We start from the raw sequence: 26,310 nt of genomic DNA on the forward strand, positions 1-26,310 counted from the left end.
CGCCATGACCCAGCCCGGTCGAGCCCAGACGCTCACGCGCGAAGAGGCTGTCGGTGATCAGCGCCCGGTTCAGGCCATGCAGGTTTTCAAACAGCAGGCCGGCTTCTTCAAAAGCACGCTTCTTGCTGGTGGCCTCGACACTGACCAGAACCTGGGTAGGGGGCAATATTTGCGAAAGACGGTTCATAACAAGGTTGGGTCGCCGAATTATGCACTTTCACACACATGGCGGCCATCCGGGCCATAAAAAAGCCGCCTGACGGCACAGGCGGCTTTCCGGGAGGACTCTGCAGGCAGCACGGGGTGGCGCTTTTCGCCAGTTGCTGCCTGCGGCGTCGCTTACATCTCCCGCTTGGCGGTCACGTGATGGTGATCCTGGCTTTTGGTCTTGTAGCGGCCGACCTGGCGGTCCAGCTTGTCAGCGAGTTCGTCCACCGCTGCATACAGGTCTGCATGCGAACTTTCGGCGAACAGGTCACGTCCCTTGACATGCACATTGCACTCGGCTCTCTGGCGCAACTCCTTTTCCTTCATGTTATCCACCGTTAACAGAACCTTGACATCCACCACCTGATCAAAATGCCGCGTAATCCGATCCAGCTTGCTGGTTACGTAACCGCGCAAGGCGGGGGTAACTTCAAGGTGGTGACCGCTGATCGTCAAATTCATAAAGAGACTCCTTTTCCATGGCTGGAGGGGGGTTAAAAACACCGCTTTGGCAGGCCTGCCGGGCGGCGGACGGACAACTCTCTCGTTTTCACTATGCGCCGGAATCCGGGTAAACGCAACCGTGCATCGCAACAAAAAATGAAACGGTCTGAAAAGGCACTTGACGCTGCCGCCGCAAACCCAAGGCGCCGCCCTAGAATCAATCATCCATCGCGGCGATCCAGACGTCGTCCCGCCTTACCGAGATCAGGAACACCACCATGGCCGATGCCGTTTGTTTGCAGGTCACCAGGGCGGCATTGGCCCAGCTTCATGTCGCTTGAAACGATTATTTCCAACGCCCTGACCCGGCCCGAGGAAGACCTCAAGGCGCTGGTATTGATGGGCGGCGGCGCCCGCACGGCTTACCAGGCCGGTGTGCTGCAGGCGCTGGCCCGCATTCTCACGCTGCAGGGCGACCCCGCCAGCCAGCGCTTCCCGTTCAAGATTCTGGCTGGCACGTCGGCCGGCGCGCTCAACGCCTGTTTCCTGGCCAGCCGGGCCAACGAGGGCCTGGCCGCGTTCGGGCAACTGGCCAGCTTCTGGGCCACGCTTCGTTCGGCGCAGGTCTATCAGCTCAAGGTGCCCGCCTGGATCCGTTCCAGTCGCATCGCCGCTGCCCTGTTTTTGTCCCAGCAAGTGCGCAGGCAGCAGGCCTTTCTTGACAATACGCCGCTGGTAGACACCCTGCACCGCGTCATCTCGCTGGCCAACATCGACGAAGCCCTGCACGAGAAAACCCTGCTGGCGCTGGCCGTGACCGCCTCAAGCTACACCAGCGGCGTGCACTGGACTTTCTGTCAGACAGCACGCGGTGTCGGGGCCGGTTTATGGAGCCGGCCGGGCCGGCGTGCCGAACTCCAGCCCATCACCATCGAGCATCTCGTGGCGTCCAGCGCCATTCCATTTCTGTTTCCGGCCACCCCTCTGTGGGTTGACGGGCACCGGGAGTTTTTTGGTGACGGCTCCATGCGCCAGAGCTCCCCGCTGTCACCTGCTCTGCATCTGGGCGCCGGAAAAATCCTGGTCATCGGCGTCGGGCAGCCCGAGCGCGCCGGCCTGACGGGCAATGCCGACCCCACCTTCAATGGCCGCCCCACCCTGGGCGCGATTGCAGGTCACGCCCTGGCCAGCGTTTTTCAGGACACGCTGCAGGCCGATGTCGAGCAAGCCCAGCGCGTCAGCAAGACCTTGCGGCAAATGCCGCGCGAGATCGCTGCCGCCATGCCCTACAGGCCCGTCGATGTGCTGGCGATCGCCCCGTCCCAGTCACTCGACGCCCTGGCCCAGGCCCACGCCGCAGAGCTGCCCAGCGCAACCTACAACGCGCTGGCGGGTCTGGGCGCGCTGGGGGCCAAGGGCAGCCCGGGCGGGGCAGCGCTGGCAAGCTACATCTTGTTTGAATCAGGCTTTATCAAGGCGCTGATGGCCCTGGGCGAGCAGGACGCCTATGCCAAGAAAAGCGAACTGATCGACTTTTTCATGTAGGTCCGGCGATGGCCCGTTCGGGGTTGAAGTGTCATAATCGCCGCGTAGTCATCACGGAGAAATCCTTGGAAAGCAGCCCCAGTCGCTAGCTTTCAGCACCGCAGACTGACGCCAGCGTCATCCCGGGGTTGAAAGCGATGCCACCATCCACAACCCCGCCAACGCCGGGCAGACGCCTGCCCGGTGCCGGCGCCCCCAAACCGATTGGGAGCCAGTCATGCTCAATATTTTCACGCTCGCCAACGGGCGCCTGTTCCAGGAAGAGATCGAATCGCTGGAGGAGCTGTCCCGGTTTCAGCCGATCTGGGTGGACCTGGAATCACCGACGCTGGAAGAAAAACGCTGGATCAAGCAGTATTACGGCCTGTCGATTCCCGAAGACGTGATGGACGAGGACATCGAGGAGTCCGCGCGCTTTTACGAAGAAGACAACGGCGAACTGCACATCCGCTCGGACTTCCTGATTGCCGATGACGAGGAGCCCCGCACGGTGCGGGTGGCCTTCATCCTGAACCTGGTCAACGACGACCTCAAGAGCAAGGGCGTGCTGTTTTCGATCCACGACGAGGATGTGCCGGTGTTCCGCCTGTTGCGCATGCGCGCGCGCCGCGCCCCGGGGCTGATTGAGGACGCCAAGGAAGTGCTGCTCAAGCTGTTCGACGCCGATGCCGAATACTCGGCCGATACCCTGGAAGGCATTTACATCGACCTGGAAAAAGTCAGCACCAAGGTGCTGTCCGGCGATGTGACCGACGTGATGGCCGGCGAGGTGCTGGGCGCCATTGCCCGCCACGAGGACCTGAGTGGACGCATCCGCCGCAATGTGATGGACACGCGCCGCGCCGTCAGCTTCATGATGCGCAGCAAGATGCTCAACGCCGAACAGTTCGAGGAGGCGCGCCAGATTCTTCGCGACATCGACTCGCTGGACTCGCACACCGCCTTTCTTTTCGACAAGATCAACTTCCTGATGGACGCCACGGTCGGTTTCATCAACATCAACCAGAACAAGATCATCAAGATCTTCTCGGTGGCCAGCGTCGCGCTGCTGCCGCCCACACTGATCGCCAGCGTGTACGGCATGAACTTCAAGCTGATGCCCGAACTCGACTGGGCGCTGGGCTACCCGTATGCGCTGGTCCTGATGGCGGCGAGCGCGGTGGTGCCGATGTGGTACTTCCGGCGGCGCGGCTGGTTGAAGTAGCCCCCACGGTCGTTCGCTTCGCGTAACTCCCTGCCCTGGCGGAACGGGCGCCGGAAGCTACTTTATTGATAGCGAACGTAAAAACCGCTCAATGATGGCTTGCGCATAATGGCTGGCCACCTGCTCGACAAAGCTTGTGAAATCAACATGCGCGCTGTCATCGGCGCGGTCTGAAATCGTGCGCATGGCGGCAAACGGCACGCCGTAATCCAGGCAGACCTGGGCCACGGCGGCGCCCTCCATCTCGACGGCCAGCACCGCGTGCCCGGCGCCGGCCAGTGCCGCCTGCAGGGCCTGCGATTCACCGGAACCCGAGACAAACCGGTCGCCGCTGGCCAGCAGGCCCCGGTGAACGCGGGCCCGCGGACAGCGCAGCGCGGAGGACCGGCCCGCGTCCACCGGGGCCAGCGCGGCACAGGCTGCCGCGTAGAGCAGCGCGGTCAGGTCCGCGTCGCCGGGAAAGCGGGCCCTGCCGTAAAACGGCACCTCGTAGCGGGGAAACAGCGGCGAGACATCCAGGTCGTGCTGCAGGAAATCAGCCGCCACCACCACATCCCCGACCTGCACGCCCTCGCCCAGCCCGCCGGCCACCCCGGTGAACACCATACGCGCCACCCCGAAACGCTCGATCAGCGCCGTCGCCGTGGTGGCAGCGGCCACCTTGCCAATCTTTGACAGCGCCAGCACCACGGGCTGGCCATGCAGCTCACCCTGCCAGAAGTCGCGGCCGGCATGGCGGGTTATCTGCGGGCGCTGCAGCAGCTCCAGCAGGCCCTGCTGCTCTTCGGCAAGGGCGCTCAGGATGGCGGTAGGGTTCATGGCCGCAAGTTTGCCCGAACTGGCGCCCGTCCATACGGCCGCACCAGGCAAAAAGGCAGCCGAAGCCGCCTTTATCTCTTTATCTATCACCTGCCGGGCCTGCGCCTACTTTTTGTCGCGCAATTCCCGGCGCAGAATTTTGCCGACCGGTGTTTTCGGCAGCTCGGTGCGGAACTCAACAACCTTGGGCTGCTTGTAGCCGGTCAGGTTGGCCTTGCAGAACTCGCGCACCTGCGCTTCGGTCAGGTCCGGATTTTTCTTGACGATGACCAGCTTGACGGCTTCACCCGACTTGTCGTCCGCCACCCCGACGCAGGCGCACTCCATCACGCCTTCCATGCCGGAGACCACGTCCTCGACCTCGTTCGGATAGACGTTGAAGCCGCTGACCAGAATCATGTCCTTCTTGCGGTCCACGATCTTGAAGAAGCCGCGCTCGTCGACGGTACCGATGTCGCCGGATTTGAAATAACCGTCCGGCGTCATCACCTTGGCGGTTTCATCGGGTCGCTGCCAGTAACCGGCCATCACCTGCGGCCCCTTGATGGCGATCTCGCCAGGCTGGCCGGGCGGCACTTCGTTGCCGTCGTCGTCGAGCAGCTTGAACCAGGTGCTGGGGATCGGCACGCCGATGGTGCCGGTGAAAGTTTTGCTGTTGGTCGGGTTGCAGCTGGCCGACGGCGAGGTTTCCGAGAGGCCGTAACCTTCACAGCTCGGGCAGCCGGTTTTTTCCAGCCAGAGTTTGGCAACCGCGCTTTGCACCGCCATGCCGCCGCCCAGCGAGACCTTCAGGTGCGACCAGTCCACGGTGTTGAAGTCGGGGTGGTTGGCCAGGCCGTTGAACAGGGTGTTGACCGCCGGGAAGCTGTGTACCTTGTGTCTGGACAGCTCCTTGAGCACGGCCGGCAGGTCGCGCGGGTTCGGGATCAGGATGTTTTTGCCGCCGGTGCGCATGCCCAGCATCATGTTCACCGTGAATGCGAAGATGTGGTACAGCGGCAGCGCGCAGACATAGGTCGGCTGCACGCCGGCTTCCATGCCGGCCATGGCCGGACCGTTCCAGGCTTCGGACTGCAGCACGTTGGCAATCACATTGCGGTGCAACAGCACGGCGCCCTTGGAAACACCGGTGGTGCCGCCGGTGTACTGCAGCACCGCCACGTCGTCAGGCGTGATGTCGGGCCGCTTGAGGCTGCCGCGCGTCCCCTGGGCCACCGCGTCATTGAAACGCACTGCCCCTGGCAGATTGAAGGCCGGCACCATTTTCTTGACGTTGCGAACCACGTAGTTGACCAGCGCCCCCTTGAGCACGCCGAGCTGGTCGCCCATGGCCGCAAGCACCACATGCTTGACCGGCGTATTCGCAATGCATTGTTCCAGCGTGTTGGCGAAGTTTTCGATGATGACGATCGCCTTGGAGCCCGAGTCCTTGAGCTGGTGCTCGAGTTCGCGCGGGGTGTAAAGCGGATTGACATTGACCACGACAAAACCGGCCCGCAAGATGGCGGCCACCGTCACCGGGTATTGCGGCACATTGGGCATCATGATGGCCACACGGTCGCCCTTGACCAGCCCCAGCCCCTGCAGGTAAGCCGCGAACGCCTGCGACAGGCTGTCGGTCTGGCCGAAGGTGACCTCCCGGCCCATGAAGCTGTAGGCGACGGCGCTGGCGTTTTTCGCAAAACTCTCCTCCATCAGGGCCACCAGCGATGCGTATTGGGACGCATCGATATCGGTCGGCACACCCGGCGGATAGGCGCTCAGCCAGGGACGGGCTAGGGTGGCTGCATTCATGCTTGTCTACTCCAGATGACGGTTGAACAACTGCCACGGATTGTCGTGGCGCGACCCTCTGCGGGGCTATTGCGTTTTCCCTAGGAAACGGCCGAAGTGGAGGGGCGCCCCCTCTGATTCATGTCTTTGGCGCGAAAAAACTTCGCTCGAAGCGCCAATTACTCAATCGCCTTGCCCATGTCCTCGATCACTTTTTTCGCATCGCCAAACACCATCATGGTCTTGTCCATGTAGAACAACTCGTTGTCCAGGCCGGCGTAACCAGCGGCCATTGAGCGTTTGTTGACGATGACGGTTTTGGCCTTGTAGGCCTCGAGGATGGGCATGCCGTAGATCGCGCTGCCCTTGACATGGGCCGCCGGGTTGACCACATCGTTGGCCCCCAGGATGATGGCCACGTCGGCCTGACCGAACTCGGCGTTGATGTCTTCCATCTCGAAGACCTGGTCATAAGGCACCTCGGCCTCTGCCAGCAGCACGTTCATGTGGCCGGGCATGCGGCCCGCCACCGGGTGAATCGCATATTTCACGGTCACGCCTTTTTCAGTCAGCTTGGCGGCGAGTTCCTTCACCGAGTGCTGCGCACGCGCGACGGCCAGACCATAGCCTGGCACGATGATGACGGTTTCGGCATTGCCCAGAATGAAGGCGGCATCGTCTGCAGAGCCGGACTTGACATTGCGCTGCACAGCGGCGCCTGCAGCGGCGGCACCGGCCTCGCCACCGAAACCACCCAAAATCACATTGAAGAACGAGCGGTTCATCGCCTTGCACATGATGTACGAGAGGATGGCACCCGAAGAGCCCACCAGCGAGCCCGCGATGATGAGCATGGAGTTGTTCAGCGAGAAGCCGATGCCTGCTGCCGCCCAGCCCGAGTAGCTGTTGAGCATGGACACCACCACTGGCATATCGGCACCGCCGATGGGAATGATGATCAGCACGCCCATCACGAAGGCCAGCGCCAGCATGACGAAGAAGGCTGTCCAGTTGCCGGTGAACATAAACACCAGACCCAGACCCAGCATCAGCAGGCCAAGCACCAGGTTCAGCATGTGCTGGCCGGAGAAGGTCACCGGGGCGCCCTGGAACAGGCGGAACTTGTATTTGCCGCTGAGCTTGCCGAAGGCAATCACAGAGCCGCTGAACGTGATGGCGCCAATGGCCGCACCCAGGAACAGCTCCAGCCGGTTGCCGGCAGGAATCGGCTCACCCTTCAGTGCGATGCCGAAGGCATGCGGTTCGGCCACGGCGGCCACCGCGATGAACACCGCAGCCAGACCGATCATGCTGTGCATGAAAGCGACCAGCTCGGGCATCTTGGTCATCTCGACCCGCTTGGCCATCAGGGTGCCGGCAGCACCACCGACCAGCAGGGCGGTGAGCACATAAACCATGCCGCTGGCCTTGCCGCCGGCGGTCTCGACAATCAGCGCGCCGGTGGTGAGCACGGCAATCGCCATGCCGACCATGCCGAACAGGTTGCCACGGATGGAGGTGGTGGGGTGCGACAGGCCCTTGAGCGCCTGGATGAAGCAGACGGAAGCCACCAGATACAGCAGCGTGACGAGATTCATGCTCATTTCGAAACTCCTTCAGCGGGAGCTGCTGCTTTCTTCTCTTTCTTGCGGAACATCTCAAGCATGCGGCGCGTGACGAGGAAGCCGCCGAACACATTCACCGCCGCCAGCGCCACGGCCAGCCAGCCCATGGTTTTTCCGAGCGGCGTTTCAGTCAGCGCCGCTGCCAGCATGGCACCGACGATGACGATGGCCGAGATCGCGTTGGTCACCGCCATCAGCGGCGTGTGCAGCGCGGGTGTGACGGTCCACACCACGTGGTAACCCACGTAGATGGCCAGCACGAAAATGATCAGGTTGATGATGGTGGGGGAGACTGCATCCATGGTCTTGTTCCTGGTATTCAGTGGGGGCAATCGGGACTCTCGCGGCCCCGGACTGTTTATTTGCGCTTGACCTCGCCGCCCTGCGTCATCAGGCAGGCTGCCACGATGTCGTCGGCCATGTCGAGCGTGAGCGCGCCTTCCTTGCTGATGATCAGCTTGAGGAAGTCCAGCAGGTTGCGGGCATACAGCGCGCTGGCATCGGCTGCCACCAGCGCCGGCACATTGGTCTGGCCAATCAGCGTGACGCCATGCTTGACGACATTCTTGCCGGGCTCGGTGAGCGGGCAGTTGCCGCCTTGCGGTGCGGCCAGGTCCACAATCACGCTGCCGGGCTTCATGGCCTTGACCATGTCTTCGGTGACCAGCACCGGGGCCGGGCGGCCGGGGATCAGTGCGGTGGTGATGACCACATCGGCCTGCGCCACGCGCTTGGCCACTTCGGCCTTCTGGCGATCCAGCCAGCTCTGCGGCATGGGCTTGGCATAACCACCCACGCCCACGGCGGCTTCGCGCTCTTCGTCGGTTTCATAGGGCACATCGATGAACTTGGCGCCCAGCGACTCGACCTGCTCTTTCACGCTCGGTCGCACGTCCGACGCCTCAATCACGGCACCCAGCCGCTTGGCCGTGGCAATCGCCTGCAGGCCAGCGACACCGACGCCGAGGATCACAACGCGCGCCGCCTTCACGGTGCCGGCGGCCGTCATCAGCATCGGGAAGAAACGCTGGTACTGCTCGGCGGCCATCATCACGGCCTTGTAGCCGGCGATGTTGGCTTGTGACGAGAGCACGTCCATACTTTGCGCGCGGCTCGTGCGGGGCGCGGCTTCCAGTGCGAAAGAGGTGACCTGCGCACCCGCCAGACGCTGCAGGCCAGTGGCATCGAAGGGGTTGAGCATGCCGACCAGCACACTGCCGGCCTTCAGGTGCGGCACTTCCGCGTCGAGCGGGCAGCGCACCTTGAGCACGATGTCGGTGGCGTAGGCGCCGGCGGCGTCGGTGATCTCGGCACCGACAGCCACATAGGCCTCGTCAGTCACGCTGGCAGCGACACCTGCGCCGGCCTGCACACGGACCGTGTGGCCCTGGCTTTTCAGCTTTTTGGCCGTCTCCGGTGTGACGGCGACGCGCGTTTCTCCGGCCGTGATTTCGGCGGGTACCCCAATCAGCATGGGTCTCTCCTCAATGCAATTGTTGTGTATCAGCCCGGCATGGCACCGGGACGGTTTTCAGCTGTCGTGGAGCTTACATGACTTTTTTAAGTCCCATGACGGGGTACGCCATCCTTTTCCGTCAAATAGGCACCCAACCCTAGGGCAGGTGAAACGGAGCCCCGCGCCAGGAAGGTCCTTCGACAGGCTCAGGACGAACGGAGAGAAGTCTGCCACCGTGGAGGCATGTCTTCACCAGCGGAGCCGCGGAACCGGCTTAGCCGGGCCGCAGGCGGACGGCCCCCGAGGGGCTGACGACTGCGGCTCCAAACCTGCCTGCGCAGGTTTGGACGGGAGCAAGGGCCTACGCCTCTGGCGTGGGCACGTCCGGGGAGCTACACGCAGTGAGCGACCGTGGGGGCCATGGTTTTTCCGCAGGGCCGCCCCAAGGAAAAATGCGCCCCCTCGGGGGGCAGCGCAGTACGCGAAGCGACAAGCGTGGGGGCCGTTATTTTGCTGTTGGCATCACGAATTCAGCCCCCTTGCCAATGCTCTCCGGCCAGCGCTGCATGATGGACTTCTGTTTGGTATAGAAACGCACGCCCTCTTCGCCATAGGCATGCATGTCGCCAAACAGGCTGCGCTTCCAGCCGCCGAAGCCATGCCAGGCCATGGGCACGGGGATCGGCACGTTGATGCCCACCATGCCGACCTGCACCCGGCGGCCGAACTCGCGCGCCACGTTGCCGTCGCGGGTGAAGCACGACACGCCGTTGCCGAACTCGTGGTCGTTGATGATCTTCAGCGCCGTGGCGAAATCAGGCACGCGCACGCAGGCCAGCACCGGGCCGAATATTTCTTCCTTGTAGATGCGCATGTCAGTGGTCACGTGGTCAAACAGCGTGCCACCCATCCAGAAGCCGGCCTCGCAGCCCGCACCGGCGGCCGCACCGTTGAACTGACGACCATCGGCCAGCAGCGTGGCACCTTCTTTGATGCCGATGTCGATGTAATTGGTGATGCGGTCGTGCGCGGCGCGGGTCACGATGGGGCCCATTTCAGCGGCCAGGTTGGTGCCGTTGAGCACCTTCAGCGTCTTGGTGCGCTCCAGCAGCTTGGGCATGACCTTGTCGGCCGCGTCACCGACCAGCACCGCCACCGAGATCGCCATGCAACGCTCGCCGGCCGAGCCATAGGCGGCACCGATCAGCGCATCCACCGATTGGTCGATGTCGGCGTCGGGCATGACCACCATATGGTTCTTCGCGCCGCCCAGGGCTTGCACGCGCTTGCCGTGGTGGGCGCCAGTCTCGTAGATGTAGTTGGCAATCGGCGTGGAGCCGACGAAGCTCACCGCACGCACGTCAGGGTGGACCAGCAGCGCATCCACCGCCTCCTTGTCGCCCTGCACCACGTTGAACACGCCGTCGGGCAGGCCGGCTTTTTTCAGCAGGTCGGCCATGAACAGCGACGGCGACGGATCGATCGGGCTGGGCTTGAGCACAAAGGTGTTGCCGGCCGCAATCGCCACCGGGAACATCCACATCGGCACCATCACCGGGAAGTTGAACGGCGTGATGCCGGCCACCACGCCCAGCGGCTGGCGCAGCGTCCAGTTGTCCATGCCGGTGGAGACCTGGTCGGTGAAGTCACCCTTGAGCAGTTGCGGAATGCCGCAGGCGAATTCAACGATGTCGATGCCGCGCGAGACCTCGCCCTGCGCATCAGTGAACACCTTGCCGTGCTCGGCGGTGATCATGCGGGCCAGGTCGTCCTTGTGGGCGTTGAGCAGTTCGAGGAACTTGAACATCACGCGGGCACGGCGCAGCGGCGGCGTGTCCGACCAGGCCGGGAAAGCCGCCTGGGCCGAGGCCACGGCCGCATCGACCTCGGCCGCGCTGGCCAGTGCCACATGGCCGGTGACGGCGCCGGTGGCCGGGTTGAACACGTCCTGCTGCCGGCCGGAAGTGGGCTGGGTGACCTTGCCGTGGACGTAATGGGCGATGACGGGAATGGATGACATGGAGTTTCCTTTGATTCTTTTGCAGATGGCTGCAGTCTAGGCCTGCCCACCCGATTTGATAATGGGGCTAAATCTGATTACATTGTTCATATATTTGAACAATAGCGTGGATTTATCGCGGGCTTACCCTTACCTGCCCTGCGACAAACCACCCGCAAAAGACCACTCCATGTCCTCTGACCAACTCTCCCCGCTGGTGGCCGATCTGCACCTGCTGACCATCCTGGCCACCACCCGCAGCTTCACCGAAACCGCGCGGCGGCTGGGCGTCTCCAAGGCCTCGGCCAGCATGCGCATCAGCGAGCTGGAGCGCGCCGCTGGCGTGACCCTCGTGCGCCGCACCACCCGTTCGGTGGGGCTCACCGAAGCCGGGCAGCAGCTGGTCAACGAAATGCAGCCGGCCTTCAACCGCATCAGCGACAGCTACACCGCGGTGCGCGACCTGGTGGGTACACCGCGTGGCCTGGTGCGGGTGACAGCACCGGTGGCGCTGGGCCGGCAGCATCTGGCGCCCTGCATCGCGGCGTTTCTCAAGCGCTACCCAGACATCCATGTCGAGCTGGAGCTGACGGACCGCTTCGTGAACCTGACCCAGGAGGGTTTCGACCTCGCCATCCGGCACACCAACACGCCGCCCGAAACCCATGTGGCCTGGGTACTGTGCGAAACCGCCTCGGCACTGGTCGCCAGCCCGCAGTACCTGGCCGAGCGCGGCGCGCCGCAGCACCCCTCTGAGCTGACCGCGCACGACTGCCTGCTGTATCTGGGCGGCAGCCATTCAGCGAACTGGACCTTTGTGAAGAAAAGCCGGCGCAAGGCCGGCGAGCGCGTGGGCGTGACGATTGACGGCAAGCTCAAGGCCAACAACAGCGAGGTGCTGCGCGATGCGCTGCTGGCCGGGCTGGGTATCGGCCTGCTGCCTGACTTCAGCCTGCCTGCAACTGCGACAGGCAAGACCCCGGCTCTGGTCCCGGTGCTGCCCGACTGGCAGGTGCAGGGCTTCTTCGGCGAGCGCATTTACGCGCTGCGGCCCTGGTCGCCGCAGGTGCCCAAGGCGGTGGAGTGCCTGGTCAGCCACCTGCGGGAGCACTTCTCGACCGGATTTCACGCCGCCCACGCATAATCGCCCGCATGATGAACCGATGGAAACCCAGCGTCACCGTGGCAGCCGTGATTGCCAAAGACTTTGACGGCGTGCAGAAATTCCTGCTGGTGGAAGAAGAAACCCGCGACGGCCTCAAGCTGAACAACCCGGCCGGCCACCTCGACCCCGGCGAAAGCCCGGTCCAGGGCTGCGCTCGCGAAACGCTGGAAGAAACCGCCTGGCATTTCACCCCGACCGCGCTGGTCGGCGTCTACATGTCGCGCTTTGAGCGGGCTGTGCCGGGGCAGGACGAGCCGCTCGACATCACCTACCTGCGCTTTGCCTTCTGCGGCGAGCTGGGCGCACATGTGGCGGGCCAGGCGCTGGACGAAGGCATCGTCCGCGCGGTGTGGCTGACAGCCGACGAGATCCGCGCCAGCACCGCCATGCACCGCAGCCCCCTGCTGCTGACCTGCATGGAAGACTATCTCGCCGGCAAACGCTATCCGGTGGAATTGCTGACCACCGACCCCAGCGTCTACGCCCGCAAAAACTGAAGGCCAGCCCGGCCTGATCGCCCGCTTGTCCCTGCTGCGCAGGGGACAGGCCCTCAAAACTAAAATAGGCCCATGCAAAAGCAACAGGGGCAACAGGGAAGGCAGCGGGTCGTGGTGGGCCTGAGCGGCGGGGTCGACTCGGCGGTGACGGCGTGGCTGCTCAAACAGCAGGGCCATGAGGTCATCGGCATCTTCATGAAGAACTGGGAAGATGACGACGACAGCGAGTACTGCTCGTCCAACATCGACTTTGTGGACGCCGCGGCCGTGGCCGACGTGATCGGTATCGAGATCGAGCACGTCAACTTTGCGGCCAACTACAAGGACCGCGTGTTCGCCGAGTTCCTGCGCGAATACCAGGCAGGCCGCACGCCCAACCCCGACATCCTGTGCAACGCCGAGATCAAGTTCAAGGCCTTTCTTGACCACGCGATGCGCCTGGGCGCCGAGAAAATCGCCACCGGTCACTATGCGCGTGTGCGGCACAACGAAAGCACCGGCCTGCACGAGCTGCTCAAGGGCCTGGACCCGGCCAAGGACCAGAGCTACTTCCTGCACCGCCTGAACCAGGCGCAGCTGTCGAAAACACTGTTCCCGGTCGGTGAGCTGAAAAAGACCGAGGTGCGCCGCATTGCCGACGAGATCGGCCTGCCGAACGCGAAAAAGAAGGACTCCACCGGCATCTGCTTCATCGGCGAGCGACCGTTCCGCGAGTTCCTGAACCGCTACATCGCCAAGGAGCCGGGCCCCATCAAGAACGACAAGGGCCGGGTGCTGGGCGAGCATGTGGGCCTGTCTTTCTACACCCTGGGCCAGCGCCAGGGCCTGGGCATCGGTGGCGTGAAGGCGCGCGGCGCGGAACTGAAAGCCGTGCAGGCCCTTGGCCAGCGCGGCGTGGGCGAGCACGAGCCCTGGTTTGTAGCGCGCAAGGACATGGCCAGCAACACGCTGTGGGTGGTGCAGGGCCATGACCACCCGTGGCTGCTCTCCACCGAACTCACGGCGCAGGACTGCAGCTGGGTCGCTGGCACACCGCCTGCTGCCGGGCCACTCGCCGCCAAGACGCGCTACCGCCAGGCCGATGCGCCCTGCACCGTGCGCCGCCCCACTGCCGATGGCTGCGAGCTGGTATTTGACGACGCGCAGTGGGCAGTCACACCCGGACAATCGGCAGTGCTGTATCAGGGTGATGTGTGTCTGGGGGGCGGAGTGATTGCCAGCAGCAACGTGGCCAACCGCGAGCCCGTGACAGCGTCGGCCCAGCAGCAGGCGGGCATTAGCCCCTGAGCGTCTCGGTCTTGTACGAAGCGCTATCCAGATGCTCTCTTGCACTGAAATCAGTGGGCTGCGAATCATTCTCTGAACTACCGGACGGCCTGGGCGATTTACCGCAGACGCCCTGACGTGATGCACGGTGCGCGCCGCGCCATGTCCTCATACACGTTAGCGTGCCGAAGGAGACTTCGAGTCGCATCGAGAGACAGCTCGCGGCTCAATACCAGACAGGAACACGGCCAATTGACTGGGTTATTACCTCTGTTAATGCCTCTGTCAATGACCCAGTTAACCGTCAGAACGACCTAAGTGATCGTCATGCGTTGCTTGCACGCATCACGCACCCACCCCGTCCGTACTACACCCCGACCACCTTCGCATCACGGAGCGTAGTACGCCTGTACTAATCTCGGATCACAGCACCGAAATAGTCAAATTCAGAAGGAAAAGTTGCCACTGTTTGCTCGCACCCGATGCAAGAATGAATACACATTGTTACGTGAATAGCACGTATCAATTTGTCAAACAAACAAGCCAAGGTGCCATCATGAATCACGCTTACCGGCTTATTTGGGACACACGTTGCGACGCTTGGGTCGCGGTGGCAGAGACGGTTTGCGGAAGGGGCAAGGGAGGCAACACCCTGAAGCGGGCAACCCTGTCAGCCGTTCTGTTGATGTCACTCCAGGCATGGGCCCTGGACCCGGGAGCCATACCGACCGGTGGGCAGATCACCGCTGGTCAGGCCAGCATTCAGACAGCCGGCGCCAACGTCACCATCCAGCAAGGCAGCACCAAAGCTGCCATCGACTGGCAGAGTTTCAACATTGGCAGCCAGGCAACCGTGCTGTTCATCCAACCCAGTGTGGGGTCAGTGGTTCTGAATCGGGTGGTTGGGCAGGATGCCTCGCAGATCATGGGCAACCTCAGCGCCAACGGACAGGTTTTCCTGATCAATCCGAACGGCATGCTGTTTGGTGCCACGGCCCAGGTTAATGTGGGCGGTCTCGTGGCATCCACGCTCGGGCTGTCTAACGACGACTTCATGGCCGGCAACTATCGGCTTGCTGGCAGCAGTTCGGCAACGGTCGCCAATCAGGGCCGGCTGACCGCCGCAGATGGCGGCTATGTCGCGCTGCTCGGAGCGCAAGCCAGTAACGAAGGCATTGTTCAGGCACGCCTGGGCAATGTGTCGCTGGCGGCGGGCAGCGACGTCACGCTCAACCTGAGCAACGGCAGCCTGCTGGGCCTGACAGTGAACCAGGGCGCGATTGGTGCGTTGGCGCAAAACCGCCAACTCATTCAGGCCGAGGGCGGCAAGGTGCTGATGACTGCCAAGGCGGCCGATGCACTGGTGAGTGCTGTGGTCAACAACAGCGGCGTCATTGAAGCGCGAGGCGTGCAGACGCGGGACGGTGTCATCAGTCTGCTGGGCGACACCCTCGCCGGCATCGTCACGCAAACCGGCACCTTGAGCGGCGGCACTGTCGAGTCATCCGCGCGCACTGTGCTGCAAGCGGGCCAGATCAACGCGGCTTCTGTCGACTTGTCCGCCAGCCATGCACTGATTCAGACGCAAGATGCAGCCATACGCGCCGAGGGCGGCAACATTCGCCTCGACGGTGGTCAGCACACCTTCCTGTCAGGCAGCGTCAATGCAAGCGGGTCAACCCAGCACGCCGCCGGTGGTCACATCACGGTGGCCGGTGATGCCATCACATTGGCGGCAGCGACTCTTGATGTCTCTGGCGCTGCAACTGGGGACACCGCTGGCAGCATCCGCGCAGGTGGCGGTGCATACGGCCTTGCCACGGATATTCGTCACGCCAGCACGGTGGCAGTCAACGGCGCCACCACCCTGAAGGCCAATGGCAAAGACGGAAGTATCGTGGTCTGGTCAGACGACACCACCCACTATTCAGGCAGGGCCGAGGCCGGCGAGCGTGGCTTTGTTGAGATCTCGTCCAAGGGCACATTGAACCTGGGCGGAACCACCGTGGTGGGCGCGGGCGGTCAGATTTTGTATGACCCCACCAATATCGTCATCGATGCAACGGCACCCGCGTCCTTTTATCTTGACCTGGCCGACCCCACTCCGACTGCCGGTGACAGCCATGGAACCGGTGCCACCGTGCTGACGAACGGTCACATCGTGGTGAGATCCCCCAGCGACAGCTCAGGCGCGAGCGCTGCGGGCGCCGTCTATCTGTACAACGGCAGCACTGGCGCCATGATTTCGGCGCTTTACGGCAGCACGACCAACGACCAGGTGGGCAGCTCCGGTATCACGGCGCTGAGCAACGGTAACTATGTGGTGCCCAGCCCGAACTGGGACAACGGCACAAGCACCAATGCCGGCGCGGTGACCTGGGGCAATGGAACGACTGGCGTCAGCGGCGTGGTCTCGGCATCCAACTCCCTGGTCGGCAGCACCGCCAGTGACCAGGTCGGCAGCGGAGGCATCACGGCACTGACCAATGGCAACTACGTGGTGCGCAGCCACAACTGGGACAACGGCACAGCCGCAGACGCGGGGGCGGTGACCTGGGGCAGCGGCACGGCCGGCGTCAGCGGCGTGATCTCCCAGACCAACTCGCTGGTCGGTAGCGCCACCAATCATCAGGTGGGTATCGGCGGCGTCACGGCGCTAACCAACGGCAACTATGTGGCGGTCAGTACCAATTGGGACAGCGGTTCGACCCTCAACGTCGGCGCGGTAACCTGGGGCAATGGCACGACTGGCGTCAGCGGCGCAGTGTCCCAGGCCAATTCGCTGATCGGCAGCACCACCAATGATCAGGTGGGGCTAGGCGGCATCACGACGCTGAACAACGGTAACTATGTGGTGACCAGCTACAACTGGGACAACAGCACGGCCACAGAAGCGGGGGCGGTGACCTGGGGCAGCGGCACGGCAGGCGTCAGCGGTGTGATCTCCCAGGCCAACTCGCTGGTCGGTAGCGGCACCAATCATCAGGTCGGGGTCAGCGGCGTCACGGCGTTGAACAACGGCAATTATGTGGTGAACAGTGCCTACTGGGACAGCAGCACAGCCATCAACGTAGGGGCGGTGACCTGGGGCAACGGGACGACTGGCGTCAGCGGCCTGATCTCGGCATCCAACTCCCTGGTCGGTACTGTGGCCAATGATTGGGTTGGCCTCTACGGCGTGACGGCGCTGAGCAACGGCAACTATGTGGTGCGCAGCAACACCTGGGACAACGGCACAGCCGCAGACGCAGGAGCGGTGACCTGGGGCAGCGGCACGGCCGGCGTCAGCGGCGTGGTCTCGGCATCCAACTCCCTGGTCGGCAGCACCGCCAGTGACCAGGTCGGCAGCGGAGGCGTCACGGCGCTGAGCAACGGCAGCTATGTGGTGAGCAGCCACAGCTGGGACAGCAGCACAGCCATCAACGTAGGGGCGGTGACCTGGGGCAACGGGACGACTGGCGTCAGCGGCCTGGTCTCGGCATCCAACTCCCTGGTCGGCAGCACGGCCAATAACCAGGTGGGTCTCGGCGGCGTCACGGCGCTGACCAACGGCAACTATGCCGTGAGCAGTTACAACTGGGACAACGGCACGGCCACCAATGTGGGGGCGGTGACCTGGGGCAACGGGACGACTGGCGTCAGCGGCTTGGTCTCGGCATCCAACTCACTGATCGGTAGCACGGCCCTTGACCAGGTCGGCAGCGCAGGTATCACGGCATTGACCAACGGCAACTATGTAGTGAGCAGCAACAATTGGGACAGCAGTACCGCCATCAACGTGGGGGCGGTGACCTGGGGCAACGGGACGACTGGCGTCAGCGGCGTGGTCTCGGCATCCAACTCCCTGGTCGGCAGCACCGCCAGTGATTTTGTGGGTAACTCCGGCATCACGGCGCTGAGTAACGGCAACTATGTGGTGAGCAGCCAAAGCTGGGACAACGGCACAACCACCAATGCGGGGGCGGTGACCTGGGGCAACGGGACGACTGGCGTCAGCGGCGTGGTCTCGGCATCCAACTCCCTGGTCGGCAGCACCGCCAACGATTCTGTGGGTAACTCCGGCATCACAGCGCTGAGCAACGGCAACTATGTGGTGCGCAGCACCAACTGGGACAGCAGCACGGCCATCAATGTGGGGGCGGTAACTTGGGGCAACGGGACGACTGGCGTCAGCGGTGCGGTCTCGGCATCCAACTCCCTGGTCGGCAGCACCGCCAACGATTCTGTGGGTAACTCCGGCATCACAGCGCTGAGCAACGGCAACTATGTGGTGCGCAGCACCAACTGGGACAACGGCATAACCACCAATGCAGGCGCGGTGACCTGGGGCAGCGGCACGGCCGGCGTCAGCGACGTGGTCTCGGCATCCAACTCTCTGGTCGGCAGCACCGCCAGTGACCAGGTCGGCAGCGGAGGCATCACGGCGCTGAGCAACGGCAATTACATCGCGCTGAGTCCTGCCTTCAACAGCCAGCGCGGCAGCGCGTGGGTGGTCGTTGATCCATCAAATGCTGCAGCAACCATCAACGCAAGCGCTGGGACCAGCGCACTCGTCAACCCGCTGATACTGGCCAGTGCTGCGGGAAGCGGTGCCTCGGTCACTCTGCAGGCGACGAACAACATCACTGTCAACTCTGCCGTCAACATTGCTGGCAAGCTGAACCTGCTGGCCGGCAATGCCATGACGCTCAATTCCGGCGGTACCATCACCTCGACAGCGACAGGTGACGCCATCGTGCTGTCGGGCAACACCTTCATCAATAACGCGGGCAGCACCGCACTGACCGCAACCAATGGTCGCTGGCTGGTTTATTCCAATGCGCCAGCAGGCAACACTTTTGGCGGCCTGGCATCGGGCAACCATGCCGTATGGAACGCCACACATGCCGGCAATGCCCCTGCGACGATTGCCAGTGGCAACCGCTATGTGTTTGCGCAGCAACCCACCGTGACTGTCACGGCCACCGCGCAAAGCAAGGAATACGACGGCACCGGTTTTGGTACAGCCAGCTATACAACAACTGGGCTGATCAACGCGGCCACTTACGGCACGGTATTCACTCAAGACACGCTGTCGGGTGCGCTGGCTACAGCTTCCGGCAGCAACCCGGGAAGCTATGCCATCACGCAAGGCACACTGATGGGCCCAACGGGATACGCGCCGCTGACCTACGCCGGCGCGGATGCAGTCATCACCGCTGCGCCCACCTCAACAACCAGCACGTCGACATCATCCGGTTCCTCTGGAATTTCTGCATCTCCCTCGTCAAGCAGCCCCGGCTATGCGAGCGCGATCAGCAGCTTCTCGGGTGCAATCCAGTTCCGGCAGTTCGCACTGAGTAACGATCTGATCCCGGGCAATACATGGCTGGGTACTGGCAGCAGTCGTTCTGCGTCAACAAGCGGCGGTCCCGACTTCACGCAGGAGGGCAATACCCTGGGTCTGGTTTTTGGCGCCGATAGCCCTCGCGCGAATTCCACCGACGCCGCTGACAAGGACGAATGATGTTGATGACTGAATTCAACGCCACACCATGCCCCCTAGAAAAATGAATTCAGAGGCGGTAGCCCTCATCTTGCTGGGCTGCTGTATTGCACTGACGACGCAAGCCCAAACTGCACCGGATGCCGGACAGGTTCTCAGGGAGAACAGGCCAGCACCTGCAGCAGGTACCCCCACTGCCTCGCCTGCGCTACGAGCCGAAGAAGCGGTCGAGCGCGCGTCATCATCCTCGGCCCGCTTTGATGTCACTTCCATAAGGGTCACCGGAAATGTGGCATTCAGTGCAGATGCGCTTGCTACGCTGGTAGCAAGCACCACGGGCAAACAGAGGAGTCTGGCTGACCTCGAGGCTGCAGCCCGCACCATCAGCGCCTACTACCGGAGCCATGGCTATGCCGTCGCCCGCGCCATGATTCCAGCCCAGGACATCAGGGATGGTGTGGTGCAGATCGTGGTGGTAGAAGGTGTACTCGGCGCCCGCCTGATCACCAATCAGAACGAGTCTCTCACATCCACAAAACAGGTGCAGGCCATCTTGGGCAGCATCGCCACCGGCGAGCCAGTGAAAACAGACAGCACGAACCGCGCCCTGCTGTTGCTGGGCGATCTGCCAGGCGCTGGCAAGGTCGATGGCAGACTGCGCCCGGGAGACCGGGTGGGCAGCTCGGACTTGCTGATCACCATGACGCCCGGTAAAACCATCGAGGGTGGCGTGAGTCTGGACAACTTCGGCAACCGGTTCACAGGCGCCAATCGACTCACCGCCCAACTCAACATCAACAACCCCGCAGGGCTGGCCGACCGGCTGAGCCTGCGCGGAACCGTGAGCGAAGCGCACTTGCTGTACGGGCGAGCCGCCTGGGATACGGCCTTGGGCGCCCAAGGCCTGCGCCTGGGTGTCGCGGCCAGTGCCTCGCGCTATGAATTAGGGAAGGATTTTGCAGCGCTGCAAGCCAACGGCAGCGTTCGCACTGCCGGTCTCTACGCCACCTATCCACTGTTACTGACTCCGGAGTTTCGCGTGCGTACAGGCGCCACACTGGAGCGACGCGAGATCACGGACAACATCGACTCCACCAACTCCTCGGTAAAAAAGACCGCCAACGTATTGGTGGCCGAACTGTCGGGAGACGCCGCTGACGCTATAGCGGGCGGTGGTGTAACTACCTGGCGCATCAACCCCACCTTGGGTCAGCTGTCGATTGCATCGCCAGCAGCCAGAGCCACTGATCAGTCATCTGCACGTACCGAGGGCCGCTATCTGAAGTGGGTGGCGAGTCTGTCACGCGAGCAGCGCATGACAAACCAGCTGAGCTTCTACGCATCAGTTTCCCGTCAGTGGGCCTCCCGCAACCTCGACTCCTCCGAAAAATTTGTCCTGGGTGGCAGCTATGGCATTCGCGCGTACCCGCAGGGCGAAGCCGCTGGCGACGAAGGCTGGCTGGCGAATATTGAATTGCGCTATGCCGCAATCCCTGGCCTGACGGGTTCCGTGTTTTATGACGCGGGCAGCGTCCGCGTGAACCGGAATCCCTTCAACACCGCACGCAATCATCGCCACCTTTCGGGTTACGGTTTGGGCTTGGCAACCACCATCGACAACCTCAGTCTGAGCGCCACGCTGGCCTGGCGGGGTCCAAGCGAGAGCCCCACTTCAGACGTCGATAAGTCCCCACGTTTCTGGGCACAGGCCGTTTGGCGGTTCTGACCCTACGCCGCACCAATACCGCAAAGCGTCACGTGACGATGGGGCGCTGAGGCGCTGGTTCAGACAGGTCCAGTCCACCAGTTCTCTGCAAACTGTTCCTGCAGCCAGCCGACAAACTGGTTGACCTTGGCCGGCACCATGTGCGGCGACGGGTACACCGCGTTGATTTCCTGGCCGGGCAGGTTCCAGCCGGCCAGCAGCGGCTGCAGCACGCCGCTCTTGATGGACTCCTGCGCCACATAGCGTGGCAGCGCGGCCAGCCCCATGCCGCTGCGCGCCGCCACCAGCAGTGCCGACAGATTATTGGACCGCAATGGCCCTTTGACCACCGCCGACCGTGATTGCCCATCGGCGCCGGTGAACTGCCAGCGCGCATCGCCCTGCACCGAGCTGTAGACCAGCGCCGCGTGACCGGACAGATCGTCGGGGCTCTGCGGCACACCGCAGCGCTTGAGGTAGTCGGCCGAGGCCACCACCACCCAGGGATTGACGCCGAGGTAACGCGCACCCAGGGTGGAATCAGCCAGCCGGCCCATGCGCACCGCCACATCAATGCCCTGCTCCACCAGATCGACATAGCGATCTTCAAAGTTGAGCTCGACCTGCAGTTGCGGATGCAGCGCCATGAAGCGCATCACCAGCGGCGCCAGCACGCGCCGGCCAAACGCCACCGAGGTGCTGATGCGCAAACTGCCGTGCACCTGCGACTGCAACAGGGCCGCGACGGACTGGGCCTCGTCGATGTGGTGGGTGATGACCTTGCATTTCTCGTAGTACAGCAGGCCGATCTCGGTCGGCGTCACGCCGTGGGTGGAGCGGTGCAGCAGGCGCGAGCCGAGCTGTTTCTCCAGCGCCGCCACCAGCTTGGTCGCCGACGGTTGGCCAATGCCGATATCGGCCGCCGCCTTGCTGAAGGAGCCGAGATCGACCACGCGGACGAACAGGCGGATGGCTTGAAGGCGGTCCATGGCTGCAGTGAAGCACGAAACCGCCATTTATTCCATGCGGGAATAACCGTAATGCACTGACAGCGGATTCCAGATTCCGCCGCCTGCCGCCACCATTCGCGGCAGCTAACCACAACCTCAAGGAGACACTCAATGGCAAAGATGAAAGCCGCCATGGCGGCCGTGCTGGTGATGGAGAAAGAAGGCATCACCCAGGCTTTTGGTGTGCCGGGCGCCGCGATCAACCCGCTTTATGCCGCGCTGCGGGATCGCCAGTCGATCACCCACATCCTGGCGCGCCATGTGGAAGCCGCCTCGCACATGGCCGAGGGCTACACACGGGCGAAGGCCGGCAACATTGGCGTCTGCATTGGCACCAGCGGCCCGGCCGGCACCGACATGATCACCGGCATGTACTCGGCCAGCGCCGACAGCATTCCGATTCTTTGCATCACCGGACAGGCGCCACGCGCCCGTCTGTACAAGGAAGACTTTCAGGCGGTGGATATCGAGAGCATCGCCAAGCCAGTGACAAAAATGAGCGTCACCGTGCGCGAGCCGGGCCTGGTCCCGCGTGTGTTCCAGCAGGCCTTCCACGAGATGCGCAGCGGCCGCCCGGGCCCCGTGCTGATTGACCTGCCATTCGACGTGCAGATGGCCGAGATTGAATTCGACATCGACACCTACGAGCCGCTGCCGGTTTACCGCCCGGCCGCCACGCGCAAGCAGATCGAGAAGGCACTCGACATGCTGCAGACATCAGAAAAACCGCTGATCGTTGCCGGTGGCGGCATCATCAACGCCGACGCATCCAGACTGCTGGTTGAACTGGCCGAACTGACGGGCGTGCCGGTGATCCCGACCCTGATGGGCTGGGGCGCCATCCCCGACGACCACCCGCTGATGGCCGGCATGTGCGGGCTTCAGACCAGCCACCGCTACGGCAATGCCACGATGCTCGCCAGCGACTTTGTGCTCGGCATCGGCAACCGCTGGGCCAACCGCCACACCGGCTCCACCGAGGTCTACTGCAAGGGCCGCACCTTTGTGCACGTCGACATCGAGCCGACGCAGATTGGCCGCGTCTTCACGCCCGACCTGGGCATCGTCTCCGACGCCCGGGTCGCGCTGGAGCTCTTCGTCGAAGTGGCGCGCGAGCGCAAGGCAGCCGGCGCGCTGAAAGACCGTTCCCACTGGGCCTTCCGCTGCCAGGAGCGCAAGCGCCTGATGCACCGCAAGACCCACTTCGAGCAGACGCCAATCAAGCCGCAGCGCGTCTATGAAGAAATGAACCGGGCCTTCGGCCGCGACACGGTCTATGTGACCACCATCGGCCTGTCGCAGATCGCCGGCGCGCAATTCCTGCACGTCTATGAGCCGCGCCAGTGGATCAACTGCGGCCAGGCGGGCCCGCTCGGCTGGACATTGCCGGCCGCGCTCGGCGTCGCAGCGAGCGACACCACCAAGACCGTCGTCGGCCTGTGCGGCGACTACGACTTCCAGTTCCTGATCGAGGAGCTGTCGGTCGGCGCACAGTTCAACCTGCCACTCGTCGTGGTGCTGGTCAACAACAGCTACCTCGGCCTGATTCGCCAGGCACAGCGGGGCTTTGAGATGGACTACTGCGTGCAACTGGCCTTTGACAACATCAACGTCAATGACCCGGCGCTGAAGGGCTACGGCATGGACCACGCCAAGGTGGTCGAAGGCATGGGCTGCAAAGCGCTGCGCGTGACCGACCCCGACAAGATCGAGTCCGCACTGGTGCAGGCCAAGGCCATGACGCACGCGCTGCGCGTGCCGGTGGTGGTGGAGGTGATCCTTGAGAAGGTGACCAACATCGCGATGGGCACCGAGATAGACAAGATCAACGAGTTCGAGGACATCGACTGCCGCCACCCCGAAGGATTGAAAGGCCTGGAGCTGGCGGGCCTGCTGGAGTAAGCCCGCCCCCGAATCACAGGGCCGATTACAAGGCCGATTCGATATAGGTGTAGATGTAGTTCGAGCCGCCATTGACGTTGCCGAGCACGCGCGAGGCACCAAAAATGCCGGAGCGGTGCGAAACACCGAAGCCGATATAGGTGTCCTTCAACGGCCGGTAACCAATCAGGTCGCCCAGACTGACGTCCAGCGTCGGGTCGAGGTAGTTGAGCACCTTGGAGCCGGTCTTGCCGCTGGCTGCTGCGCTGGTCGCCTCGATGTAGGGCACGCGCTGCGCCATCGACACGCCGACGCCCAAGCCCAGCCGGGTCTTGACGCGGTGGCTCCACGGGAAGCCCGAGTACACCGCCTTCATGAACAGGTCGAGCTGCGCGCCGTTGCGCTGCAGGCCGCGCTCGTTGTGGTGGAGCAGGCCCACATAGCCGATGAAGTCCAGCGGCCAGCCGTTGACGTTCTGCAGGAAGGGTTTGCCGATCTGCACGCCAGCGATGCTGGTGCCGTTGACCTTGGCGGTCGACAGGCACTGCGCGGTGACGATCTTCAGCAGGTGGCAGCCGTCGTCGGTCGACTTGCCGTACATCAGCTTGAAGTAAGTGGGCGTGTCGTTCTCGGCCCACTCGCGCTTGTGGCCGCCAAAGTCATAGGCCGCGCCCACATACACGGCAGGCAGCACCCGCTTGCCGACGATGGGGCTGTCGGCCACGCTCTTGGGCAGCATGGTGACCGATACGCCACCCAGCAGGCGCCAGCGCTCGGTGAGGTCGTACGAGCCATACAGACCCACCGAGGTGTTGATGCCCGAGCCCGGTGAATACGCAGGCCGACCAGCCCTTGCCTCGCCTGCCGACACACCGTAGTAGTAATTGTTCAGCTGTGCACTGCGCATGCCCAGCGTGATGCTGGGCCGCAGCAGCCACGGGCCGGAGCGCCAGTCGTAGGTGTAGCCCAGGCGAAACTCACTGCCCTTGGAGGCGCCGCCCACGTCCTGCACCAGCTCGGCCTGCACCGTGCCCCACGGCTGACGGTAGCGGTAGGCCACACCCAGATCGATGCCCGAATCGCGCTGCGCCATGCCCGACAGGCTGGCCGGCAGGCGGTCGGCCGGATAGCCCTCGAGGCGCTGCTCGATGAAGAGGTCAAAGCGGTTCTCGTTGCCGTTGAGCAGCTTCACGCCGCCCCGGTTGGCATGCAGAAACAGCCGCTCGCCTTCATACAGATAGAGCGGCAGCAGGTCGTAGCGCGTGCCGGCGTCGCGGTAGGGCGAGGCTTCAATCCGCGTGACCAGACCCAGTCCGGCACTGCCGGGCGTTGAAAGGATGTCGGTCAGCGGCTCGGTGTTGCCCGCCGCCTGTGCGCCGGCGCCGGCCAGCAGACCGAGCGCTGCCACCACCGCCCGCCAGGTCGCAGGCCGCACCGGGCCGGAATTGCGGAAGCCGGGAGCGGCAACAGGGATGTTGGATGAGGCGGAAGGTGGCATGGTGTGGTGATGTGGCGATAAAACCTTTTGATCCTAACCATCTGCGCGCTTTTCACGGGGCCAAACCTGTAAGTAAAAACTTACATCTGTTGCCAGACGAAGGCGCGACTTTGTCGCCGGACACAAAAAAGCCCGCACAAGGCGGGCTGGTGGGGCGGACGTGCGTCAGTTCAAAAAGGAATATCGTCGTCCATGTCGTCAAACCCGCTGGCGGCCTTGGCGGCTGGCGCCGGGCGGGGTGCCGCCGCAGGGGCGCGGGCGGCCGGTGCCGCGCGCGGTGCGTCGTAACCACCGCCGTCGTCGGACGGGCCGCCCATGCCCTGACGACTGCCCAGCATCTGCATCTGATCGGCGCGGATTTCGGTGGTGTACTTTTCAGCGCCGTCCTTGTCGGTCCACTTGCGGGTGCGCAGGCTGCCTTCGACATACACCTGGGAACCCTTGCGCAAGTACTGGCCGACGATCTCGGCCAGGCGGCCGTTGAACACCACGCGGTGCCACTCTGTTGCTTCCTTCATCTCGCCAGACTGCTTGTCTTTCCACTTGTCGGTGGTGGCGATGGTGACGTTGGCGATCTGGTCGCCGCTGGGGAAGCTGCGCATTTCAGGGTCGCGGCCCAGGTTGCCGACGATGATGACTTTGTTCACTGATGCCATGGGGTACCGCCTCTTGCTCTGATGGGGTGGGGACTGATGGGTGGGGACTTGCGGGGCTGTCGCCGACCGGTGGGG

18 protein-coding genes and 1 pseudogene are annotated in these 26,310 nt (G+C 63.4%); 8 read left to right on the forward strand and 11 right to left on the reverse strand.

Going from position 1 to position 26,310, the window contains the following annotated elements; all coding sequences use genetic code 11:
• Both AAG793_RS14725 and raiA read right to left on the reverse strand, forming a co-directional pair.
• Positions 1–187 (reverse strand): annotated as a pseudogene (locus tag AAG793_RS14725) (PTS sugar transporter subunit IIA); the annotation flags it as partial.
• A gap of 152 nt (positions 188–339) precedes the next feature.
• Positions 340–669 carry a ribosome-associated translation inhibitor RaiA gene (gene raiA / locus AAG793_RS14730; protein WP_341909479.1) on the reverse strand — a complete coding sequence of 110 codons (330 nt, stop codon included), beginning with the start codon at positions 667–669 and terminating at the stop codon, positions 340–342.
• 312 nt (positions 670–981) lie between these two features.
• Here raiA and AAG793_RS14735 point away from each other — a divergent pair, with 312 nt between their 5' ends.
• Together AAG793_RS14735 and corA are read left to right on the forward strand one after the other, a co-directional pair.
• On the forward strand, positions 982–2,196 hold the full coding sequence (locus AAG793_RS14735) for a patatin-like phospholipase family protein (RefSeq protein ID WP_341909481.1): 1,215 nt from the start codon (positions 982–984) through the stop codon (positions 2,194–2,196).
• A gap of 217 nt (positions 2,197–2,413) precedes the next feature.
• A complete protein-coding gene (gene corA, locus AAG793_RS14740; protein ID WP_341909484.1) occupies positions 2,414–3,400 on the forward strand; it encodes a magnesium/cobalt transporter CorA in 987 nt (328 codons plus the stop codon).
• 57 nt (positions 3,401–3,457) lie between these two features.
• On the opposite strand, the gene AAG793_RS14745 is transcribed toward corA, so the two are convergent.
• From AAG793_RS14745 to AAG793_RS14770, 6 genes are all read right to left on the reverse strand, one after another.
• Complete coding sequence (locus AAG793_RS14745; RefSeq protein WP_341909486.1) at positions 3,458–4,219, reverse strand: 5'-methylthioadenosine/adenosylhomocysteine nucleosidase; 762 nt, start codon at positions 4,217–4,219, stop codon at positions 3,458–3,460.
• A 105-nt stretch (positions 4,220–4,324) separates the two neighbouring features.
• Positions 4,325–6,013: a long-chain-fatty-acid--CoA ligase gene (locus AAG793_RS14750; protein ID WP_341909488.1), complete on the reverse strand. Its 1,689-nt coding sequence runs from the start codon at positions 6,011–6,013 to the stop codon at positions 4,325–4,327.
• Between the two features lie 158 nt (positions 6,014–6,171).
• Positions 6,172–7,596, reverse strand: coding sequence for an NAD(P)(+) transhydrogenase (Re/Si-specific) subunit beta (locus AAG793_RS14755; RefSeq protein WP_341909490.1), 1,425 nt, complete (start codon positions 7,594–7,596; stop codon positions 6,172–6,174).
• Positions 7,593–7,919, reverse strand: a complete 327-nt coding sequence (locus AAG793_RS14760; RefSeq protein WP_341909492.1) for an NAD(P) transhydrogenase subunit alpha — start codon at positions 7,917–7,919, stop codon at positions 7,593–7,595. Before AAG793_RS14760 ends, AAG793_RS14755 begins: the two co-directional genes overlap by 4 nt.
• A 56-nt stretch (positions 7,920–7,975) precedes the next feature.
• Positions 7,976–9,091 carry a Re/Si-specific NAD(P)(+) transhydrogenase subunit alpha gene (locus AAG793_RS14765; protein WP_341909494.1) on the reverse strand — a complete coding sequence of 372 codons (1,116 nt, stop codon included), beginning with the start codon at positions 9,089–9,091 and terminating at the stop codon, positions 7,976–7,978.
• Positions 9,092–9,578: 487 nt separating this feature from the next.
• On the reverse strand, positions 9,579–11,093 hold the full coding sequence (locus AAG793_RS14770) for a CoA-acylating methylmalonate-semialdehyde dehydrogenase (RefSeq protein ID WP_341909496.1): 1,515 nt from the start codon (positions 11,091–11,093) through the stop codon (positions 9,579–9,581).
• Positions 11,094–11,262: 169 nt separating this feature from the next.
• Here AAG793_RS14770 and AAG793_RS14775 point away from each other — a divergent pair, with 169 nt between their 5' ends.
• The 5 genes from AAG793_RS14775 (at position 11,263) to AAG793_RS14795 (ending at position 21,211) form a co-directional block, all read left to right on the forward strand.
• Positions 11,263–12,216, forward strand: a complete 954-nt coding sequence (locus tag AAG793_RS14775) for a LysR family transcriptional regulator (RefSeq protein WP_341909498.1) — start codon at positions 11,263–11,265, stop codon at positions 12,214–12,216.
• Positions 12,217–12,224: 8 nt separating this feature from the next.
• Complete coding sequence (locus AAG793_RS14780; protein WP_341909500.1) at positions 12,225–12,734, forward strand: NUDIX hydrolase; 510 nt, start codon at positions 12,225–12,227, stop codon at positions 12,732–12,734.
• A 72-nt stretch (positions 12,735–12,806) separates the two neighbouring features.
• Positions 12,807–14,021 carry a tRNA 2-thiouridine(34) synthase MnmA gene (gene mnmA, locus AAG793_RS14785; protein WP_341909502.1) on the forward strand — a complete coding sequence of 405 codons (1,215 nt, stop codon included), beginning with the start codon at positions 12,807–12,809 and terminating at the stop codon, positions 14,019–14,021.
• A 664-nt stretch (positions 14,022–14,685) separates the two neighbouring features.
• A complete protein-coding gene (locus AAG793_RS14790; RefSeq protein WP_341909504.1) occupies positions 14,686–19,506 on the forward strand; it encodes a filamentous hemagglutinin N-terminal domain-containing protein in 4,821 nt (1,606 codons plus the stop codon).
• A gap of 28 nt (positions 19,507–19,534) precedes the next feature.
• Positions 19,535–21,211, forward strand: coding sequence for a ShlB/FhaC/HecB family hemolysin secretion/activation protein (locus tag AAG793_RS14795; RefSeq protein WP_341909506.1), 1,677 nt, complete (start codon positions 19,535–19,537; stop codon positions 21,209–21,211).
• A 59-nt stretch (positions 21,212–21,270) separates the two neighbouring features.
• On the opposite strand, the gene AAG793_RS14800 is transcribed toward AAG793_RS14795, so the two are convergent.
• Positions 21,271–22,179, reverse strand: coding sequence for a LysR family transcriptional regulator (locus tag AAG793_RS14800; RefSeq protein ID WP_341909509.1), 909 nt, complete (start codon positions 22,177–22,179; stop codon positions 21,271–21,273).
• A 132-nt stretch (positions 22,180–22,311) separates the two neighbouring features.
• Here AAG793_RS14800 and gcl point away from each other — a divergent pair, with 132 nt between their 5' ends.
• The gene (gene gcl, locus AAG793_RS14805) at positions 22,312–24,102 is read left to right on the forward strand and encodes a glyoxylate carboligase (RefSeq protein ID WP_341909511.1); all 1,791 of its coding nucleotides are present in this window, start codon (positions 22,312–22,314) and stop codon (positions 24,100–24,102) included.
• Between the two features lie 25 nt (positions 24,103–24,127).
• Here the strand turns inward: gcl and AAG793_RS14810 are convergent, their stop codons facing one another.
• A complete protein-coding gene (locus tag AAG793_RS14810; RefSeq protein WP_341909513.1) occupies positions 24,128–25,579 on the reverse strand; it encodes a MipA/OmpV family protein in 1,452 nt (483 codons plus the stop codon).
• A gap of 170 nt (positions 25,580–25,749) precedes the next feature.
• Positions 25,750–26,235: a single-stranded DNA-binding protein gene (ssb, locus tag AAG793_RS14815; RefSeq protein ID WP_341909515.1), complete on the reverse strand. Its 486-nt coding sequence runs from the start codon at positions 26,233–26,235 to the stop codon at positions 25,750–25,752.
• Positions 26,236–26,310: the final 75 nt, after the last annotated feature.

It is taken from the genome of Polaromonas sp. YR568 (assembly GCF_943372955.1).
Classification (GTDB): domain Bacteria; phylum Pseudomonadota; class Gammaproteobacteria; order Burkholderiales; family Burkholderiaceae_C; genus Polaromonas.

Coding starts and splice junctions, on each gene's coding strand:
- raiA (WP_341909479.1), bottom strand. CDS start 669: ATGAATTTGACGATCAGCGGTCACCACCTTGAAGTTACCCCCGCCTTG.
- AAG793_RS14735 (WP_341909481.1), top strand. CDS start 982: ATGTCGCTTGAAACGATTATTTCCAACGCCCTGACCCGGCCCGAGGAA.
- corA (WP_341909484.1), top strand. CDS start 2,414: ATGCTCAATATTTTCACGCTCGCCAACGGGCGCCTGTTCCAGGAAGAG.
- AAG793_RS14745 (WP_341909486.1), bottom strand. CDS start 4,219: ATGAACCCTACCGCCATCCTGAGCGCCCTTGCCGAAGAGCAGCAGGGC.
- AAG793_RS14750 (WP_341909488.1), bottom strand. CDS start 6,013: ATGAATGCAGCCACCCTAGCCCGTCCCTGGCTGAGCGCCTATCCGCCG.
- AAG793_RS14755 (WP_341909490.1), bottom strand. CDS start 7,596: ATGAGCATGAATCTCGTCACGCTGCTGTATCTGGTGGCTTCCGTCTGC.
- AAG793_RS14760 (WP_341909492.1), bottom strand. CDS start 7,919: ATGGATGCAGTCTCCCCCACCATCATCAACCTGATCATTTTCGTGCTG.
- AAG793_RS14765 (WP_341909494.1), bottom strand. CDS start 9,091: ATGCTGATTGGGGTACCCGCCGAAATCACGGCCGGAGAAACGCGCGTC.
- AAG793_RS14770 (WP_341909496.1), bottom strand. CDS start 11,093: ATGTCATCCATTCCCGTCATCGCCCATTACGTCCACGGCAAGGTCACC.
- AAG793_RS14775 (WP_341909498.1), top strand. CDS start 11,263: ATGTCCTCTGACCAACTCTCCCCGCTGGTGGCCGATCTGCACCTGCTG.
- AAG793_RS14780 (WP_341909500.1), top strand. CDS start 12,225: ATGATGAACCGATGGAAACCCAGCGTCACCGTGGCAGCCGTGATTGCC.
- mnmA (WP_341909502.1), top strand. CDS start 12,807: ATGCAAAAGCAACAGGGGCAACAGGGAAGGCAGCGGGTCGTGGTGGGC.
- AAG793_RS14790 (WP_341909504.1), top strand. CDS start 14,686: ATGTCACTCCAGGCATGGGCCCTGGACCCGGGAGCCATACCGACCGGT.
- AAG793_RS14795 (WP_341909506.1), top strand. CDS start 19,535: ATGCCCCCTAGAAAAATGAATTCAGAGGCGGTAGCCCTCATCTTGCTG.
- AAG793_RS14800 (WP_341909509.1), bottom strand. CDS start 22,179: ATGGACCGCCTTCAAGCCATCCGCCTGTTCGTCCGCGTGGTCGATCTC.
- gcl (WP_341909511.1), top strand. CDS start 22,312: ATGGCAAAGATGAAAGCCGCCATGGCGGCCGTGCTGGTGATGGAGAAA.
- AAG793_RS14810 (WP_341909513.1), bottom strand. CDS start 25,579: ATGCCACCTTCCGCCTCATCCAACATCCCTGTTGCCGCTCCCGGCTTC.
- ssb (WP_341909515.1), bottom strand. CDS start 26,235: ATGGCATCAGTGAACAAAGTCATCATCGTCGGCAACCTGGGCCGCGAC.